We start from the raw sequence: 17,456 nt of genomic DNA, 5'->3' as shown, positions 1-17,456 counted from the left end.
CATGCGCCTGAGCGTCGAACATCGCACCCATTACCGGTATGCCCCTTCTGCGCGTTATGTGACGCAAAGTCTTAAACTGACCCCGTCGCGGTTTGACGGGCAGAAAATCATCGAATGGTCGATCCGCGCCGAGGGCTGTGTGATCAATTCCGAATTCATCGACGGTTATGGCGATACCGTCAGCACCCTGACCGCCAGCGGCCCGGTCGATGAGGTCGAAATCGTCGTTCAGGGCTGGATCGAAACCACCGATCTGACCGGCCTTTTGCGCGGACACAAGGAAAAGGCATCGCCGCTGGTGTTTTTGCGATCCACCGACATGACCCGTTCCAGTGCGGCGATCCGCAAACTTGCCAAGGGCGTTGCCCGCAAGGGCGAGGGTAAAACCCCACTGGAACAGGCCCATTTGATGGCCGAAGCCGTCAGTGATGCAGTTGAATATGCACCAGGCACCACCCATGCCCATACCACGGCGGCCGATGCGCTGGCAGCCGGGCAGGGTGTCTGTCAGGACCATACCCATATTCTGTTGTCGGTGGCCCGCCATTTGGGCGTTCCGGCGCGGTATGTATCGGGATATCTTTTTGCCGATTCCAGCGGCATCGCCCACGAGGCCGCCCACGCCTGGGCCGAACTTTATGTGCGCGATATCGGCTGGATCGGATTTGACGCCTCGAACCGCTGTTGCCCGACCGACTATTATATTCGCCTTGGCTCTGGACTTGACGCACGCGACGCATCACCTATACGGGGTGTACATTCTGGTGGTGCAGACGAGAATTTGGATGTAACAGTCGTCGTTGCGCAATCACAACAATAACCGGACCGAGAGAAAATGACTTATTGCGTCGGGTTGATGCTCGATGAAGGACTGGTGTTCCTGTCGGACACGCGGACCAATGCGGGTCTCGACAATATATCGCGTTATCGCAAGATGTTTACCTGGGAAAAGCCGGGGGAACGCGCCATTGCCATGATGACGGCAGGCAATCTTGCCATCACCCAGGCGGTGATGAGCATCCTGCAAGAAACGATTGACGACCCCGAAGTCGCCGAAGGCGATTGCCTGATGACGGCACCGACCATGTTTCGCGTTGCCGAACTGGTGGGCGAGGCGATGCAAAGTGTTCAGCACAAATATCACGACACGCTGGAACAGCATAAGGAAAGCTCGTCGGCGACCATCATGGTCGGCGGACAACGGGCCGGCGGGGCGCAACGGCTGTTTCTGATTTATGCGGCGGGCAATTTTATCGAGGCCACCGAAGACACGCCCTATTTGCAAATCGGCGAACACAAATACGGCAAACCCATTCTGGATCGCGTCATCACCACCGATACGCCGATTGCCGATGGTATCAAAGCCGCCTTGCTGTCGATGGATTCGACCCTGCGGTCCAACCTGTCGGTTGGCATGCCGCTGGATATGGCCGTCCTGCCCGAAGGCCAGTGCAAGTTTTCCGAACGCACCCGGATCGAGGCCGACAATGCGCGGTTCCGTGCCCTGTCCGATGCCTGGTCACAGGCGCTGCGCGATGCTTTTTCCGACATGCCGGACGAACAGACAATATAGGGGCGGCTGGTTGCCCGCTCCGCAAGATGTGCGCACTCGACATTCAGGTGCGCACATATTATCTATAAAATCATGGCACATGACAAAGACGACACCATCACCGGCAGGATCACCCGCGCACTTGCGGAGCGCATCATTGCCGGAGAATTTGCGCCGGGCAGCAAATTGCGGCAGGACCATTTTGCCGAAGAATTCGGCGCAAGCCACGTCCCCGTGCGCGAGGCGTTCCGCAGGCTGGAGGCCCAGGGCCTTGTTGTGAGTGAACCGCGACGCGGGGTGCGCGTTGCCAGTTTCGATATTGCCGAAGTCCGCGAAGTGGCCGAAATGCGTGCCGCCCTTGAGGTTCTTGCCCTGCGCCATGCCGCCCCGCATCTGACAGGTGCCATTCTGAACGAGGCCGAAGCGATCAATCGCGCCGGGGAAAACGCCCCCGATGTCCGGGCATGGGAAGAAGCCAATCGCGCCTTTCACCGCCTGATCCTTGCCCCCTGTGGCATGCCGCGCCTGATGACGGCGATTGATGATTTGCATGCGGCCAGCGCCCGGTTCCTGTTTTCCGGGTTTCGCATGGAATGGGAAGCCCCGACCGATCAGGATCATCGCGCCATCCTGAAAGCCCTGCGCGAACGGCAATTCGATGTTGCCGCCGCAACCCTTGCCCGCCATGTCAAATGGATCGGCACCCCTCCTGGCACCAAAACCCGGTCCCGCACCGCATCCTGACGCACAAAATCCAGATTTTAATCCCCCCAGCATCTGTCGGGATGCATTTTTGCGTCAAAATCCCAAATTTTATAGATAAAATTTATCTTTTAAAATCATATATATATAAATCATATGCACCACTTATATAGGCAGTTTTGCGATAATTATTGATTTTTGGGATTGATTTCAGCCCAATATCTCGGCGTAATAATAGATGATATTAAATTTTATCTATAATTTTAAATCCACCGCCAAGAAAGGTGATATCCCCATGCGCACGACCCTTTCCAAACCGGCCGAAAGCCGAATTCCATCCGCCCTGAAATACAGCCTGATGGTGCTGGCAGGTGTGGCGATCCTGACGGCCAGTGCCAAAATCACCGTGCCGTTCTGGCCGGTGCCGATGACCTTGCAAACCATGGCCGTCATGGCAATTGCCCTTGCCAGCGGCCCGCGCCTTGGCGGAGCCACCTTTCTGGCCTATCTGGCCGCCGGGGCCGTTGGCCTGCCGGTTTTTGCCGGGACACCGGAACGCGGCATCGGCCTTGCCTATATGGCCGGTCCGACGGGGGGATATTTGCTGGGTTATCTGATGGCCATCCTGCTGGTCGGGGCATGGGCGCAAGGCCGCCGTCCTTTGGCGCGGTTTGCCATCATGATGGCGGGCATGGTACCGGTTTATGTTCTGGGGCTGGCGTGGCTGGCGGTTTTTGTACCGCTTGAAAAGGTGGCAGAGCTTGGTTTCACCCCGTTCATTGCCGGTGACACGATCAAGATCGCACTGGTTGCCCTTGGCAGTGCGGCCCTTGCCCGCCTGATCCAGCACCGCACCGGAAATGTCGCATGAACATGCAAAACCCGGCAATCGACAATACCCTGCGGCACGACTGGACCGTGGACGAGATTGAGGCGATTTATTGCGCACCCTTGCTGGAACTGATGGGCCGCGCCAATGCGGTCCATCGTGCCCGCCACGATCCCGATCATTTGCAAAAGGCCAGCCTGCTGTCGATCAAGACCGGTGGTTGCCCCGAAGATTGCGCCTATTGCCCGCAATCGGCGCACCACCGCGAGGTCAAAATAGATCGGGAACAATTGATGGACCCGGTATCGGTGATTGCCCTTGCCGAACGTGCCAGATCGGTCGGGGCGGAACGATTCTGCATGGGGGCGGCATGGCGGCGGGTGCGCGACGGGGCCGCCTTTGATGCCGTGATCGAGATGGTACGCGGGGTGCGTGGTCTTGGCATGGAGGCCTGCGTTACCCTTGGCATGCTCGAACCCTGCCATGCCGAACGTCTGGCCGCCGCCGGACTGACGGCCTATAACCACAATCTGGATACCAGCCCGGAATTTTACGGCAAGATCATCACCACCCGCACCTGGCAGGACCGGCTTGACACCCTGTCTGCGGTACGCAGGGCGGGGATTGATCTGTGTTGCGGCGGGATCATCGGTATGGGTGAAAGTATCCGCGACCGTGCCTCGATGCTTCAGGTGCTGGCCGGATTTGCGCCGCATCCCGAAAGTGTGCCGATCAACGCCCTGGTGCCGGTGGCGGGTACGCCGCTTGCCCATCGGGACCCGGTGGATGCTTTGGAACTGGTGCGCATGATTGCCACGGCGCGGATCATCATGCCGGCATCGACCGTGCGGCTGTCGGCCGGGCGCACCGACCTGTCGCGCGAGGCCCAGATCATGTGCCTGCTGGCCGGGGCCAATTCGATTTTTTACGGTGAAAAACTGCTGACCACGCCCAACCCGGAAGAAAGCAGCGATACGGCATTGTTCAGGGCGTTGGCGCGGATGGTGGCCTGATTATATCCAAAGCCCCCGAACCGGAAAACAATCCGGTTCTTCCTGACGAAGCGCCTGCCCCACCGGGCCTTCGTCTTTTTTCAGTTGGCTTCGGCTGTCTGGTGTTGCTGATAGATAAAGCCATGCGCCGGATAACTGCGGCCAAAGGTGCCAACGGTATTCATCATCTGCACCTGCGACCAGTCATTATGGGGCGAGACATCGCGCACCGGCTGACGCAGATGCATTTTGCCGCGCGTGCGTGAATCACTGCCCCAATTGGCGTGATTGACCATAATGTTGCGGGAATCCTGAACCGATGCCACCACGGCGACATGGCCATAACTGAGGTTTTTGGTTTTTTTCAGGGCCAGAACCGAACCGATCTGAGGCGTTGAACCACGGGAATATTTCTCCCCGGCCTGATCCCACCATGTCCAGGCATCACCATAAATTTCAATCCCGGACACCGCACGGGCATAAGGCACGCATTGCAGGAATTCATCGGTCGGCGGAAAAGGTTTGAGGCGCGGCGAGGGCAAGGAGACCGGCATTGCCGACATTGCAGCTTCGTGATCCGGCATCTGCACCATTTGGGGTGCACTTTTGGCGGTTGAAAAACATCCCGCCAGCAAGACACACAAAACCACAACCGAAATATGCCGCATTATTCCCCCGTCAAAAGTGACTGATCATCCAAATCTTTGCCCTGCATATCCGTACATCCATGTTTAGCCACAGGAAACTTAAACAATTGTTACGATTCCGGCGGCGCGTCCGGTGATTTCCCCGGCAGGGCATGCGGTGTTTGCCCGTCAGGTGTGGCAAAATTTTGGCACAATCGCCATCCGGCAAAGATTGCGGCCAGCACAATCAAAATGCCAGATCCGCGGGCGGTGATCTGAACCCCGGCAAATTCCGAAATCGCCCCCAGCAGGGTCCCACCCAGCGCAATGCCGCCAAAACTGGTCGCACTCCAGAAACTCATTACCCGGCCCCGCAGAGTGTTATCGACGGCAAGCTGCAAGGCGGTTTGCGATCCGACCCCGACCGCCGTCAGGCCAAACCCGGACAGCACCACCAGCACCACCGCCAGTTCAAACCAAGGCGCAAAGCCAAGCCCGATCAGCCCGCATCCGGCCAGAAACGCCCCGATAATTGCAATGCGTTTGAAATGATACGGTTCGGACGGCAATTGCGACATCATCAGGGTCGATGCCACCGCCCCGATCCCCGCCGCCGATGATAAAATGCCCAGCCCGGTGACGCCGCGTTCATAAACCGCATCGGAAAACACCGGCAGCAATTCAACCATCCCGGTCCCGACCAGCGCGACAAAACAGGACAGACCCAAAACCGAGCGAATCATGGGATGATTAACGGCATAGGACGCCCCATCGACAAGGGCCGCCAGCACCCGGCGGCTTTTGGCATCGGGCGCGTGTTCCACATGGATATGCAACAGGCCCAGAATAAAGACAAAGGGCAGATAACTGAGCGCATTGATCAAAAATGCGGCCCCGACCCCGGCCGATGCAATCACCAGACTGCCGATTGCAGGCCCGACCAGACGGGAAATATTGAAATTCATCGCGGCATAGGTCACCGCCCGGCTCATATGTTCGCGCCGGACAATGATCGGCACCAATGCAAGACGCACTGGCGTCATCGCACTGGCGACAATGCCATTGGCCGCCGAAAAAACCACCATCCAGAACAGATTGATATAACCGGCCCACGACATCGCCATCAGCGCCACGGCAATTGCCGCCATGGCGGCATTGAGGATCATCGCCATGCGGCGCAAATCAACCCGATCGGCCATCACGCCGAAGACCGGCCCCAACAGCACCGCCGGGGCAAAATTCAGGGCGGCAATAAACCCGGTCCAGAAGGCCGAGCCGGTCAGGGTCCATGCCAGCCACGCCATGGCAATTTTCTGAATCCACAATCCTTGTGTGCTGATCATCTGGCCGATCAGAAACAACACAAAATTACGGTCCCGAAAAACCGAAACAGAAGGAATGGCAGGCGGCACGGTGACTCCGACGGGCGCAAGACGGCCCCAACAGGTGGGAAAACAGACAGAATGACAATGGTCTGGTTTTTATGACGATAACATGATCCCGACGCGGTTTGCACCGGGCGATATTCCCCATATATAACAATCTTAATCCGGCCCGTTTTATCATGGATCCTGCATTCCCACATATCATCAGGTCAGCACAGGTCATATACGCATGAATATGGATTTCCGGCAGATCGAACGGCAAAAATATGCCATCAGCCCGCAGGCCTGCGAATGGACGATGCGGGCGATGGGGGCCTTGCGATCCCGGCTGGAAATCAACATCAAACTGCATGGCGACCGCGAACATCTGGCGGCGGGCGATATTTTCATGTTCAACCATTTCGCCCGGTTTGAAACCTTTATCCCGCAATATCTGATTGCGGCTGAAACCGGGGTTTATTGCCGGTCGGTTGCATCGGGTGAATTTTTTGCCGGTGACAGCCGTCTGGGCCGTTATCTGGCATCGCTGGGCGGGGTACCCAATGATTATCCGCGCCTGTTGCCGTTTCTGGCCGAGGAAATCCTGCGCGGCGGCAAGGTGGTGATTTTTCCCGAAGGCGGCATGGTCAAGGACCGCCGCGTGTTGCTCGGCGATGATCATCCGGGCGACAAAAAGCAGGATTACAGCATTTATTCCAAATCGGCTGATCAACGCCGCGCCCATCACAGCGGTGCGGCCATCCTTGCACTGGCCCTTGACGGATTCAAGGCCGGGCTGGGCGAACTGATTGACCGAAAACCGGCGCGCAAGGACGCCCTTCTGGAACAATGGGCCACCCGGCTTGAGATGAGCCCCGATGCCCTGCATGCCGCCATTTTACGCCCGACTTTGGTGTTTCCTGCCAATATCACCTTTCATCCGTTGCGAATGGATCAGAATTTGCTGGCATGGGGGGCCGATATGTTTTCGGGCGGGTTAAGCCCGCGCATGGCCGAGGAAATGCTGATTGAGGGCAATCTGCTGCTGAGGCGCACCGATATGGATATCCGGCTGGGCGATCCGATGGATCCGCGCGGGCGGTTTAACTGGTTTGATCGCAAGATGCTGGCGCATAATGTAGCCGGGGCGACATCCCTTGATGATCTGTTTCGCCCGCCATCGCCCGGTTTGCGCGACCGCGTGATGCGTCACAGCCTGTCACGGCATATTGTACCGTTCCGCGATCAGGGCATGGCGATGATGTATGCCAATCTGACCCTGAATGTCAGCCATCTGGCATCGCGACTGATCATGATGCTGATTGCCGAGGGTATCAACGAGGTTGATATCGGCCATTTTGACAAAACCCTGTATCTGGCGATCAAGAATGCGCAAAACGCACCGGACATTCATCTGCATCGCGGCATGCGCAATCCCGCCAGCTATATCGGGATATTTGACCGTAATTGTCCGCAAATCCGGCAATTTATCGATATTGCCGTCACCAAGGGCCTGATCGAACGGCGCGAAGGGCGGTATTGTTTCCTGCCGAAATTACAGGCCGAGGCAGATTTTCATCAGATCCGCATGGATAATCCGGTGATGGTCTATGCCAATGAAATGGCCCCGATCCGATCGGCGTGGGATGCCCTGATCACCGCCCGCCAGCAAGTCGATACCCTGTCGGCCACCGCAATGGCGCAATTGCGATTTGATGATGAAATGCGGTCCTGGCAATGGAACCACGCCAAGTTTCAGCGCCCGAAATTTGCCGCCATCAATGGTCAGGAAACCGCCAGTGCTGATGCAAGGCCATACCTGCATCTGCCGCCTGGTGATCATTCCAGAACCGGGATTCTGGTTGTGCATGGTTTTCTGGCATCCCCGGCGGAATTGCGCAATCTGGGCGACCGTCTGGCGGCATCGGGCCATGCGGTGATGGGGGTGCGGTTATCGGGGCATGGCACATCGCCGCATGACCTGCAAACGCGACGCTGGTCAGACTGGCTGGCATCGGTGCGGCGCGGTTATAATATCCTGTCACCGTTTTGCGACCGGATCATCATAGTCGGGTTTTCGACCGGCGGGGCGTTATCCGCGATCCATGCCGCCAGCCATCCGGAAAAACTGGCCGGGCTGGTTCTGGCGGCGACGCCGCTTAAATTCCGCAATCGCAATCTGATGTTTGTGCCGCTGTTGTACGGGGCCAACAAACTGGTGGGCTGGATGCCATCGGCACAGGAAATGCTGGGTTTTCGGTTAAATGAATCCGAACATCCCGATATCAATTACCGCAATATCCCGATTCAGGGCCTGCATAATCTGCGGCAGGCCGTCGCCGAAATGAACCGGCGACTGGCCGATATTCAATGTCCGCTTTTGATTTTGCAAGGGGATGAGGACACGGTGGTCGATCCGGCCAGTGCGTCGATGATTGCACGCCGCACCACCGGCACGACGCACAAAACCGTTACTGTGCTAAGATCAACCCGCCACGGTATTTTAAACGAGGATATCGACGGGGCGGTTGATCATGTTGTGGATTTTGTCACGCAGACCGATCAGTCCGACGTGTCATAACCCGCGCAACCACGGCAGGAACCCGTCCAGAAACCGTGTGGTGGCGGGCATGAAATGGCTGCCGTGATGATACATCGGATCCAGACTGGTGACGATTTTCGTACCTGCGCTGGTCACACGGTCTTCATACAAAACCGATCCCAGATCGCCGACATCAATCAGCGATGTCGCCCCGTCTGGCACGATGAAATGCCCGTGATGATGCCATGTCGCATCGGCCAGCGTGATATGTGAAAACAATGGATGATCGGGCGACACCAGATGCAGGCCCAAGGTGCCGCCTTCTTTCCACCACCAGAAATTGGTCGGTGTATAATGCCAGTCCACCCCCGAAAGCCAGTTGCCCGGCCCGGTTGACCCCATGATCACCAATGTTTTCCCGGCATCGAGAAACCGTTCAAATTTTGCCCGGTGCGGGATCAGGACCGACGGATCGGTGCGGCAGGAAACAATCAGCACGTCATAATCTTCAAACCGTGCATCTGCGATGTCGCGGGTATAGATCACCCCATCGAAAAAATCGCGATATCGCGGTTCATACAGGGTGCGATGATGATAATAGGTGCCGCCATCCAGGGCTGCGATGCGTGCCATGATATTTCCCTTAATTCAGCCCGGCGGCCCAGTTGCACAATTGCGGCACAATCCGCGCCGTTGTGTCGGTCGATCCGGCATACATCCACAAATCATTCCCGGCATGCATCAGGATGCGCCCGCCCTTTGGCCGATCATAGACCCAGTCGCAGGGCAGATGATCCGGCCCCACCCCGTGCAGGGCAATTGCCCCTTGGGGTGGCGGATTGCATCCCCGCGCATAAAACCCGGCAACCCCGCGCCGGAACGTCAGATGATCGGGATCAACCCCGTCAAACACCGGATGATCGCATAACCGGTGAATGGTCAGATTTTCCAGCGATGAACGTTCCAGCGGCACAAAGGTGTTAAATTCCGGCAACATCGGCCAAGCGACATGACCGTTGAAAACCAATGTTCCGCCGCCATCCAGAAAATCTTCAACCTTGCCGGTCATGGTGCCAAAAAACCGTTGATCCAGATGGGCGGGCAACATCAGCGCGGCATAGGGTGCGAGGTCAGTATCGACCAGATCGTAATGGTCGATTTGCGCGATATTGGTGGCATAGCCACTGACATCGGGCAGGTCATCCCCGGCCCCCTTGATCGGATTGAGAAACAGGCAAATTCCCATCTTAACATCCATCTTGAAAGGCATGTCTGGCCGGAATCATCCGGCCAGAGCACAGGTTTCCGTTATCTGGAAACGTTTTTGAAATCATAGAAAAAGCCCGACGGATGCACCCGGAAACCGGCAACATCCTTTGCCGATGCGGCCACATAAACCTTGTGGACCAGCGGAATGATCGGTGCATCCTGTTGCAGGATTTCCAGCGCCCGGCCGTATGTCGCATCGCGTTCGGCACCGGCATCAAGAGTCCGGCCAGTATCGACCAGCTGGTCGAATTCTGCATTCACCCAAAATTGCTGGTTAAGTCCGGCTTTGGAATGGAATTGCGATTTCAGGTGCAAATCCGGATGGCCGGTCATTTCCGGGGTCCAGAACACGACTGAAATGTCATATTCGCCGCGTTTGACGAAATCGAGCATCCCTTCCCATGTGTACATCTGAACATCGGTGGCAATACCCTGCTGTTTCAGCAATGTCGCCATGACTTCGGTAATTGCGGGCATTTCTGTCCGGCTGGAATAGCTTAGAATGCGCAGGGTCAGGGGTGCGCCGTCTTTTTGCCATGTGCCATCAATCTTTTCATATCCGGCATCGGTCAAAAGCGCACTGGCGGCTTCGACATCAAAGGCATGCGGGGTGACTTTTGGCGCCCAGTCAAATTGCGGGGCGAAAAACTGCCATGCCGGTTCGCCAATCCCGTCCAGCGCCCCTGCAACCACCGTGTTGCGGTCAATCAGGGCATTGACGGCGCGGCGCAGGCGCACATCGTTCAGAACGCTTTTGTCACCGGCATTGATCGCGCCGTAATACAGACCGGCAATCGGTTTGGAATAGACATTGAATTTTTCATCCGCCGACAGGCGCGCCACATCGGAGGGCAACAGATTATCGACGAAATCGACTTCTCCGGCCTCAAGGGCGAGGGTGCGGGAATTATGGTCGGGGATATAGCGATATTCGATCCGGTCAAGGACCGGTTTATCGCCCCAATAGCCGTCAAACCGTTCAACGATGGTGCGGTCCTGCGCGATATATTCGACAAATTTCCACGGCCCGGTGCCAACCGGCGAGACAAATTGTCCGTCGGCATCAAAGGATGCCTTGCCATACATCACCGTAATCGCGTCGCTCAGCTGATTGGGCAGGGCGGCAAAGGGTTCGGTGGTTTCAATTTCAAGGGTTTTGGCGTCAATCACCGTAATCTTGCTGATATTCAACAGATCGGCGGCATAGGGCAGCAAGGCAATGACCCGTTCCAGCGCATATTTCGCGGCATCGGCATCAAAGGCCGATCCGTCATGGAAGGTCACACCGTCGCGCAGATTGAAATGCCAGACGGTCGGTGATACCCGGTCCCATGACAGGGCAAGGCCCGGCACCGGGTTCAGGTCGTAATCCAGCTTGACCAGCGTATCGAGAATTTCGCTTTCATTAAAGAAACGGCTGCGGCGCGGCTGGATCGACAGCGGCAGGGCTTCCCACATCGTGCCGACGACAAGGGTTTTCGGTTCAGATGCAACAACCGGCGCGGTTTCGGCATCGACGGTGGCGGCGGGCATCAGATTGCGAACAGCAAAGAAGCTGCCGACGGCAACTGCAACGGCCAGCACAAGGCCGGTAAGGATTTTATTGCGTGTTTTCATTTCAGTCCTTTGGGTGAAAATAGCTGGCGCGTGTATCGCGGAAACGATCCCCGATCACGTCGCCCAGCATGTTGATGGCAATGACAAATCCAACGATGGTCAGCCCCGGCGCCAGAACAAGCCGGGGATATTCACGAAGATGGCTGCGGGATTCGGCGATCATGCGCCCCCATTCCGGTGTGCCGGGTTCAACCCCCAGCCCCAGAAAACTGAGACCTGCAAACGACAAAATCACCCATGACAGCGAATAGGTGCCAAGGGTCAGCAAGGGGGCGGCAATATTGGGCAGGATATGGCGCATCGCAATGCGATGGCCCGGCACGCCCAGAGCCTCGGCGGCAGTGACATAGGTTTTACCGCGTTCCACCATCACGACATTGCGCATTACACGCGCATAATCGGTCCAGTGGACGGCAGCCAGCGCAATGATCACCGCCTGCAAGCCCAGCCCCAACACCCCGGAAATAATCATGCAGATCGCAAGAGCCGGCAGCACCGAAACACCTTCGCAGAACCGCATCACCACCCGGTCGATAAAGCCACCGCACATCCCGGTCAGACAGCCGACCGCACTGCCAAACCCGGCGGCCAGCGCCACCACCAGCAAGGCCGACAACGTGGTCAGGCGTGCGCCATATAACAGGCGCGAAAAAACGCACCGTCCCATCGCATCGGTGCCCAGCGGATAATCCAGACCGGGCGGTTGCAGGCGATGCAAAAACTGGCTGTGGAACGGATCATTGGGCGCAAAAAACGGCAGAATCAGAACCGCGACAATCGCCACCACCACAAAAGCGGCCAACCCCCAGACCCGCCGCGACACACCCGGCGCAAAACGGCCCAATATCGGCCCCAGGGCAAAGGATTGCGCAAGGGCCATTACACAATCTCCCGCGCGCGGGGATCATAGATCGAAATGGCGACATCAACGGCCAGATTGACCAGAATATAGGCCGTGGCAATCACCAGAAAACAGCCCTGTATGGCCGGATAATCGCGGTTCAACAGCGATTCCACCAGAAACCGGCCAATGCCAGGCCACGCAAACAGGGTTTCGACAATGATCATGCCGTCAAACACCCGGGCGAATTGCAAACCGGTCAGGGTCAGAACACCCGGCACGACATTGGGAACGCCGTGATGCAACAGGGTGCGGATTTTGCCCAACCCCTTGGCGCGGGCGGTGCGGATATAGGGTTCGGTCAGTTCTTCCAACAGGCTGCTGCGGATATAACGCGCCAGCACCCCGGCAATCGAGGTTGCAATCACAAGGGTTGGCAAGACCGCATGCGCCAATGTGCCATGCCCGCTGCTGGGCAACCAGCCCAGCACCAGCGAAAACAACAGCGCCAGCAACAGTGCATACCAGAAATTGGGGATCGACATGCCGATCACGGTCATGGTCGTACAGACCCGGTCAATCCGCCCGCCGGGATACAGGGCGCATAAAATACCCGCCGGAATCGCAATCAGCAGGGCCAGCCCCATCCCGGCCACCGCCAGCGTCATCGATTTCCCGATCCGCAGCACAATATCATCAATAACCGGAGCCCGCGTGACCAGCGAAATTCCCATATCGCCCTGAAACAAGGCACCCAGCCAGCGGAAATACTGCACCGGCAAGGGATCATTCAGGCCGTTGGCCTCGGCAAAGCGTGCCACCTGCGACGCATCGGGCAGGGTGCCGTCCATCTGCGACAGCAACAAAATCTCGACGAAATCGCCGGGCATCAGCCGCAGCAACGCAAAACCGGCAACCGATATAAAAACAATCAGCGCCAAGGCATGGGTCAGTCGCACCCAAAGTCGGTAGGCCATGATCGAACTTTCTGTCCGTCCGTCTGTGGCTGGCAGCCGCAGCACCTAATTTTGAGACTTATATTCAGTTGCATCATATAAACACAACTGATTTTCATTCTCATTTATCAAAAAAGACAGAAATTCAATCAGATAAGGTGTAAACTTAATCCAACTTTCGTATTGCGTGTGATTTTTGTGGAAGACGCCCCCGTTATGAAAGGGGCGTTTCTCCCAACGGTTTTTGTGCACAAATCGCATAGCGGTGCTGTGCGCCACGTTCCAGCCCCTTGAACCAGCCCAGATGGGGTTTCTGGGTGCGGTGAATCGCCCGAAGATCAGTATCGACCGTGACCGGATCAAACCCGGCAGAAGTCAAAAGACCGGCAATATCGCCTGCCCGCGCCCCGGATGAAAAATACACCCGCGCCAGAATATCGCGATGGGTGCGCATCTGGTCGGTATCAAGACCGTTCGATTTTCCCAGCTTTGCGGCCATCCGCACCAATCCCTTATGCAGGCGGCCAATCCAGGTGTCGGAAACAAAATCGCCGTCAATCAGCAATATCTGCCCGCCGGGTTTCAGCACCCGGAACCACTCGGCAAAGGCCGCCGCCGGATCCACCAGCGTCCAGACCAGATGCCGGGTAATGATCACGTCATAGGTATTGTCAGGTTCATAGGTGTTTTCGGCATCGCCCAGCATGAAACGGATATCGCGTTTGCGGTCCTTTGCCTTGGCCCGTGCGCGTTCCAGCATCGGTTCCGCCCAGTCAAGGCCGGTCACCTGATAGCCCAGATCATCCATCAGATGGCTGATCACGCCAGTGCCGCTGGCAAGGTCCAATGCCGTGCGTCCGGCCCCGGACCCCAGATGCCGCCGGATCAGGGCCTGCCACGCGGCACGTTCTTCTTCCGAAAAAATCTCGTGACCCGGTTGCAGGTCGAATGTTGCCGCCCGACCGGACCAGTATTCCTTGATTTCATCGCGCAGGCCAAAATTGTCGATTTTGCTCATCACTCTCTCCGGCGCAGGTTTGATGCGCCCCGATTATTGTTTTGTTTTTTTCCCATCGGCTTTTTCGCCATGAATGAGAAAGATATTGATTTGCATTCTTAATAGATGATAAAGCGCAGATCAGGCAACACATAAAAGGGGTTCTGGAAATGAAATTTTTGGGCATGACCGCTGCACTGGTCATGGGGTTTTCCACGATGGCGCTGGCCGGTGAGAAAGTCATGATCACCGATGTCGCAAATCGTCAGGTCGAAGTCGAACTGCCGGTCAAAAACGTCATTCTGGGCGAAGGCCGACTGATTTACGGCATTGCCGCCCTGGACCGCGACGATCCTTTTGCCCGCATCGTCGGGTGGCGCGACGACCTGATCAAATTCGATCCGCAAACCTATGCTGTCTATCACGCCAAATATCCGGAAATTGAAAATATCCCGACCTTTGGCGGGGTCAAGGAAGGCACGTTTGACGTTGAACAGGCGATTGCCCTTAATCCCGGCATCGTGATCATGAATCTGGAATCGCGCGGTGCGACCGAAGACGCCGGACTGGATGCCAAGCTGGCGTCTGTCGGGATTCCGCTGGTCTATATCGATTTCCGCGAAGCCGCGATGCACAATACCGAACCCAGCCTCAAGATTCTGGGTCAGCTTTATGGCAAGCCGGAACTGGCACAGGAACTGATTGATTTCCGCAGTGAACAGATTGAAGCCATCACCAGCGTCATTGCCCGCGAAAATCCGGAAAAGCCGGTGGTGTTTGTTGAACGCGCCGCCGGGTATTCGGATGAATGCTGCATGTCGTTTGGCAACGAGAATTTCGGCATGATGGTGGAAATGGCAGGCGGCATCAATATGGCGGCCAGCATCATTCCGGGCACCTTTGGCACTGTTAATCCGGAACAGGTTGTCGCGTCGGACCCCGATCAGATCATCGCCACCGGCGCAAACTGGGAAGCCTCTGTTCCCGGCGGGGCATGGGTCGGTCTTGGCCCGAATGCCGACCGCGCCATTGCCCGCCAGAAACTGGCGGCCCTGATGGATCGCCCGGCCTTTACCGGCGTCAAAGCCGTTGAAGACAAACAGGTTCATGCCGTCTGGCACCAGTTCTATAACAGCCCCTATCAGTTTGTGGTGATACAGCAAATGGCGAAATGGCTGCATCCCGATCTGTTTCCCGATCTGGACCCGCAGGCCGCGTTCCGCGAATTGCATGAACGGTTCCTGCCAATCGAATATGACGCGGGATATTTTGTCTCGTTGACCGACGAGGACTGATCCATGAGCCTTGTCACCAGACAGGATGCGGTGGTTCTGGGGAGCGTGCAGTATCGTGCACGCTCCTTGCGCCGTCTTCTGATCGTTGCCGGATTGTCATCCATCCTGTTTTTGTCAATGGCGGTCGATCTTGCCACCGGCCCGGCCAATTATCCGCTGACGGACGTTTTGCGTGCCCTGTTTGTGCCCGATAGCGTCCCCCATCAGATGCGGGTTGTGATCTGGGACATTCGCATGCCCATCGCCCTGATGGCGGTGATTGTCGGGGCGGCCCTGTCCACCGCAGGCGCCCAGATGCAAACCATCCTTGCCAACCCGCTGGCCAGTCCCTTTACGCTGGGTATATCGGCTGCCGCCGGATTTGGCGCGGCGCTGGCGCTGGTGCTGGGTGTGTCGATCATTCCGGCCTTTGTCGAATTCATCATTCCGCTGAATGCCTTTCTGATGGCGATGGGGGCGGCCCTGCTGATTCATTTTTTCAGCCGCCTGCGCGGGGTGACGGTGGAAACCATCGTCTTGCTGGGTATTGCGATGGTGTTTACCTTCAATGCCCTGCTGGCCCTGCTGCAATATCTTGCCACCGAACAGGCGCTGGCCGCCGTGGTGTTCTGGACAATGGGCAGTCTGGTCAAGGCGACCTGGACCAAGGTTGCCGTTACCGCACTGGCCGTTGTCATTGCCGTGCCTTTGTTTGCCCGGCGGGCATGGGCGCTGACCGCCCTTCGTCTGGGCGATGAAAAGGCGGCGAGTTTCGGGGTCCGGGTGCAGAAAGTCCGGCTGGAAACCATGTTGCTGGTCAGTTTGCTGGCGGCCATTCCGGTCTCCTTTGTCGGCACCATCGGCTTTGTCGGACTTGTCGGGCCGCATATTGCCCGCATGCTGGTCGGCGAAGATCAGCGGTTCTTCCTGCCGGCCTCGATTCTGGCCGGGGCTGTGATGCTGTCGGCAACATCGGTGCTAAGCAAAACCCTTGTCCCCGGTGCTATCCTGCCGATTGGTGTGATTACCGCATTGGTCGGGGTGCCGTTTTTCTTTTCGCTGATTTTCGCCACCCGGAGACGGTCATGACCAGTTTACAGCTTGAAAATATCGGGGTTCGGTATGGCGATACCGATGTGGTGTCGGGGGTATCGACCCCTGTTCTGCGCGGTGGCGAACTGACCGCCGTTATCGGCCCCAATGCCGCCGGGAAATCCAGCCTGTTCAAACGCATTGCCGGACTGGTCAAGGGACCGGGTGTGATTCACCTGTCCGCCGCCGCCCAGGCCGCAGAAAACGCCATCTGTTATTTGCCGCAGGATACCTCGACAACGGCGATCCTGACTGTTTATGAATCGGTCATTCTGGCGGCCAAACAGGGATCGTCGTGGAAAGTCACCGGCCGCGAATTGCAAAAGATTGATGCCGTTTTGAATGCCTTGCGCATGACCGACATCGCCGGGCGCAATCTGGGGCAGCTTTCGGGCGGGCAACGGCAACTGGCGGCAATTGCGCAGGCACTGGTGCGCGAACCGAAAATCCTGTTGATGGATGAACCGACATCCGCCCTTGACCTGCATCGCCAGATTGACGTGCTGTCTTTCATGCGCGAACTGGCGACGCGACGCAATATGGCCGTGCTGATTGCCTTGCATGATTTGAACCATGCCCTGCGCTATTGCCAGAATGTCATGGTGGTGGTCGATGGCCGCATGATCGCCTGCGGGGCGACCCATGACATCATCACGCAGGATTTGCTGCGCGATGTGTATCGGGTGAATGCGCGGATCGAACGTTGTTCGTTTGGCAACAGCCATGTTGTCATCGACGGACCGATCCACGACCATGCCGCCATGTCGGTCGAAGACTTTGCCGCTTGTGCCTGACGGTTATTC

The 17,456-nt window shown here is 57.1% G+C and carries 17 protein-coding genes; 9 read left to right on the top strand and 8 right to left on the bottom strand.

The window, feature by feature from the left end:
• Position 1 precedes the first annotated feature (1 nt).
• The 5 genes from Q8O73_RS14795 to bioB all read left to right on the top strand — a co-directional run bounded on the left by Q8O73_RS14795 (position 2) and on the right by bioB (position 4,096).
• Complete coding sequence (locus tag Q8O73_RS14795; protein ID WP_305558935.1) at positions 2-820, top strand: transglutaminase family protein; 819 nt, start codon at positions 2-4, stop codon at positions 818-820.
• Between the two features lie 15 nt (positions 821-835).
• A complete protein-coding gene (locus Q8O73_RS14790; protein ID WP_305558934.1) occupies positions 836-1,573 on the top strand; it encodes a proteasome-type protease in 738 nt (245 codons plus the stop codon).
• A gap of 72 nt (positions 1,574-1,645) precedes the next feature.
• Positions 1,646-2,296, top strand: a complete 651-nt coding sequence (locus Q8O73_RS14785) for a GntR family transcriptional regulator (RefSeq protein WP_305558933.1) — start codon at positions 1,646-1,648, stop codon at positions 2,294-2,296.
• A 253-nt stretch (positions 2,297-2,549) separates the two neighbouring features.
• A complete protein-coding gene (locus Q8O73_RS14780) occupies positions 2,550-3,125 on the top strand; it encodes a biotin transporter BioY (protein ID WP_305558932.1) in 576 nt (191 codons plus the stop codon).
• Complete coding sequence (bioB, locus tag Q8O73_RS14775; protein ID WP_305558931.1) at positions 3,122-4,096, top strand: biotin synthase BioB; 975 nt, start codon at positions 3,122-3,124, stop codon at positions 4,094-4,096. The genes Q8O73_RS14780 and bioB overlap by 4 nt, the downstream gene beginning before the upstream one ends.
• A gap of 80 nt (positions 4,097-4,176) precedes the next feature.
• Here the strand turns inward: bioB and Q8O73_RS14770 are convergent, their stop codons facing one another.
• Positions 4,177-4,743: a CHAP domain-containing protein gene (locus tag Q8O73_RS14770; protein WP_305558930.1), complete on the bottom strand. Its 567-nt coding sequence runs from the start codon at positions 4,741-4,743 to the stop codon at positions 4,177-4,179.
• Between the two features lie 89 nt (positions 4,744-4,832).
• On the bottom strand, positions 4,833-6,113 hold the full coding sequence (locus Q8O73_RS14765; RefSeq protein ID WP_305558929.1) for an MFS transporter: 1,281 nt from the start codon (positions 6,111-6,113) through the stop codon (positions 4,833-4,835).
• 202 nt (positions 6,114-6,315) lie between these two features.
• Between Q8O73_RS14765 and Q8O73_RS14760 the strand changes: the two genes are divergently transcribed.
• Complete coding sequence (locus tag Q8O73_RS14760; protein WP_305558928.1) at positions 6,316-8,646, top strand: alpha/beta fold hydrolase; 2,331 nt, start codon at positions 6,316-6,318, stop codon at positions 8,644-8,646.
• Here Q8O73_RS14760 and Q8O73_RS14755 read toward each other — a convergent pair.
• The 6 genes from Q8O73_RS14755 to Q8O73_RS14730 all read right to left on the bottom strand — a co-directional run bounded on the left by Q8O73_RS14755 (position 8,641) and on the right by Q8O73_RS14730 (position 14,308).
• Positions 8,641-9,240 (bottom strand): hypothetical protein, encoded by a 600-nt coding sequence (locus Q8O73_RS14755; protein ID WP_305558927.1) that lies wholly within the window; start codon positions 9,238-9,240, stop codon positions 8,641-8,643. The two genes, Q8O73_RS14760 and Q8O73_RS14755, sit on opposite strands and share 6 nt — an antisense overlap.
• A 10-nt stretch (positions 9,241-9,250) precedes the next feature.
• Complete coding sequence (locus tag Q8O73_RS14750; protein WP_305558926.1) at positions 9,251-9,853, bottom strand: hypothetical protein; 603 nt, start codon at positions 9,851-9,853, stop codon at positions 9,251-9,253.
• 62 nt (positions 9,854-9,915) lie between these two features.
• Positions 9,916-11,493: an ABC transporter substrate-binding protein gene (locus Q8O73_RS14745; protein ID WP_305558925.1), complete on the bottom strand. Its 1,578-nt coding sequence runs from the start codon at positions 11,491-11,493 to the stop codon at positions 9,916-9,918.
• A gap of 1 nt (position 11,494) precedes the next feature.
• Entirely contained in the window at positions 11,495-12,373 is an 879-nt protein-coding gene (locus tag Q8O73_RS14740) for an ABC transporter permease (RefSeq protein WP_305558924.1), read from the bottom strand.
• Complete coding sequence (locus Q8O73_RS14735) at positions 12,373-13,311, bottom strand: ABC transporter permease (RefSeq protein ID WP_305558923.1); 939 nt, start codon at positions 13,309-13,311, stop codon at positions 12,373-12,375. The genes Q8O73_RS14740 and Q8O73_RS14735 overlap by 1 nt, the downstream gene beginning before the upstream one ends.
• A 193-nt stretch (positions 13,312-13,504) precedes the next feature.
• A complete protein-coding gene (locus tag Q8O73_RS14730; protein ID WP_305558922.1) occupies positions 13,505-14,308 on the bottom strand; it encodes a class I SAM-dependent methyltransferase in 804 nt (267 codons plus the stop codon).
• Between the two features lie 149 nt (positions 14,309-14,457).
• Between Q8O73_RS14730 and Q8O73_RS14725 the strand changes: the two genes are divergently transcribed.
• From Q8O73_RS14725 to Q8O73_RS14715, 3 genes are read left to right on the top strand one after another with little or no spacing between them, the layout of a single operon-like run.
• Positions 14,458-15,582, top strand: a complete 1,125-nt coding sequence (locus tag Q8O73_RS14725; RefSeq protein WP_305558921.1) for an ABC transporter substrate-binding protein — start codon at positions 14,458-14,460, stop codon at positions 15,580-15,582.
• A gap of 3 nt (positions 15,583-15,585) precedes the next feature.
• Positions 15,586-16,650: an iron ABC transporter permease gene (locus Q8O73_RS14720; RefSeq protein ID WP_305558920.1), complete on the top strand. Its 1,065-nt coding sequence runs from the start codon at positions 15,586-15,588 to the stop codon at positions 16,648-16,650.
• Positions 16,647-17,447, top strand: coding sequence for an ABC transporter ATP-binding protein (locus Q8O73_RS14715; RefSeq protein ID WP_305558919.1), 801 nt, complete (start codon positions 16,647-16,649; stop codon positions 17,445-17,447). The genes Q8O73_RS14720 and Q8O73_RS14715 overlap by 4 nt, the downstream gene beginning before the upstream one ends.
• Positions 17,448-17,456: the final 9 nt, after the last annotated feature.

The sequence above is a fragment of the Thalassospira sp. genome, from assembly GCF_030690045.1.
Taxonomy (GTDB): domain Bacteria; phylum Pseudomonadota; class Alphaproteobacteria; order Rhodospirillales; family Thalassospiraceae; genus Thalassospira.
This window is presented reverse-complemented; position numbering and strand designations above follow the sequence as displayed.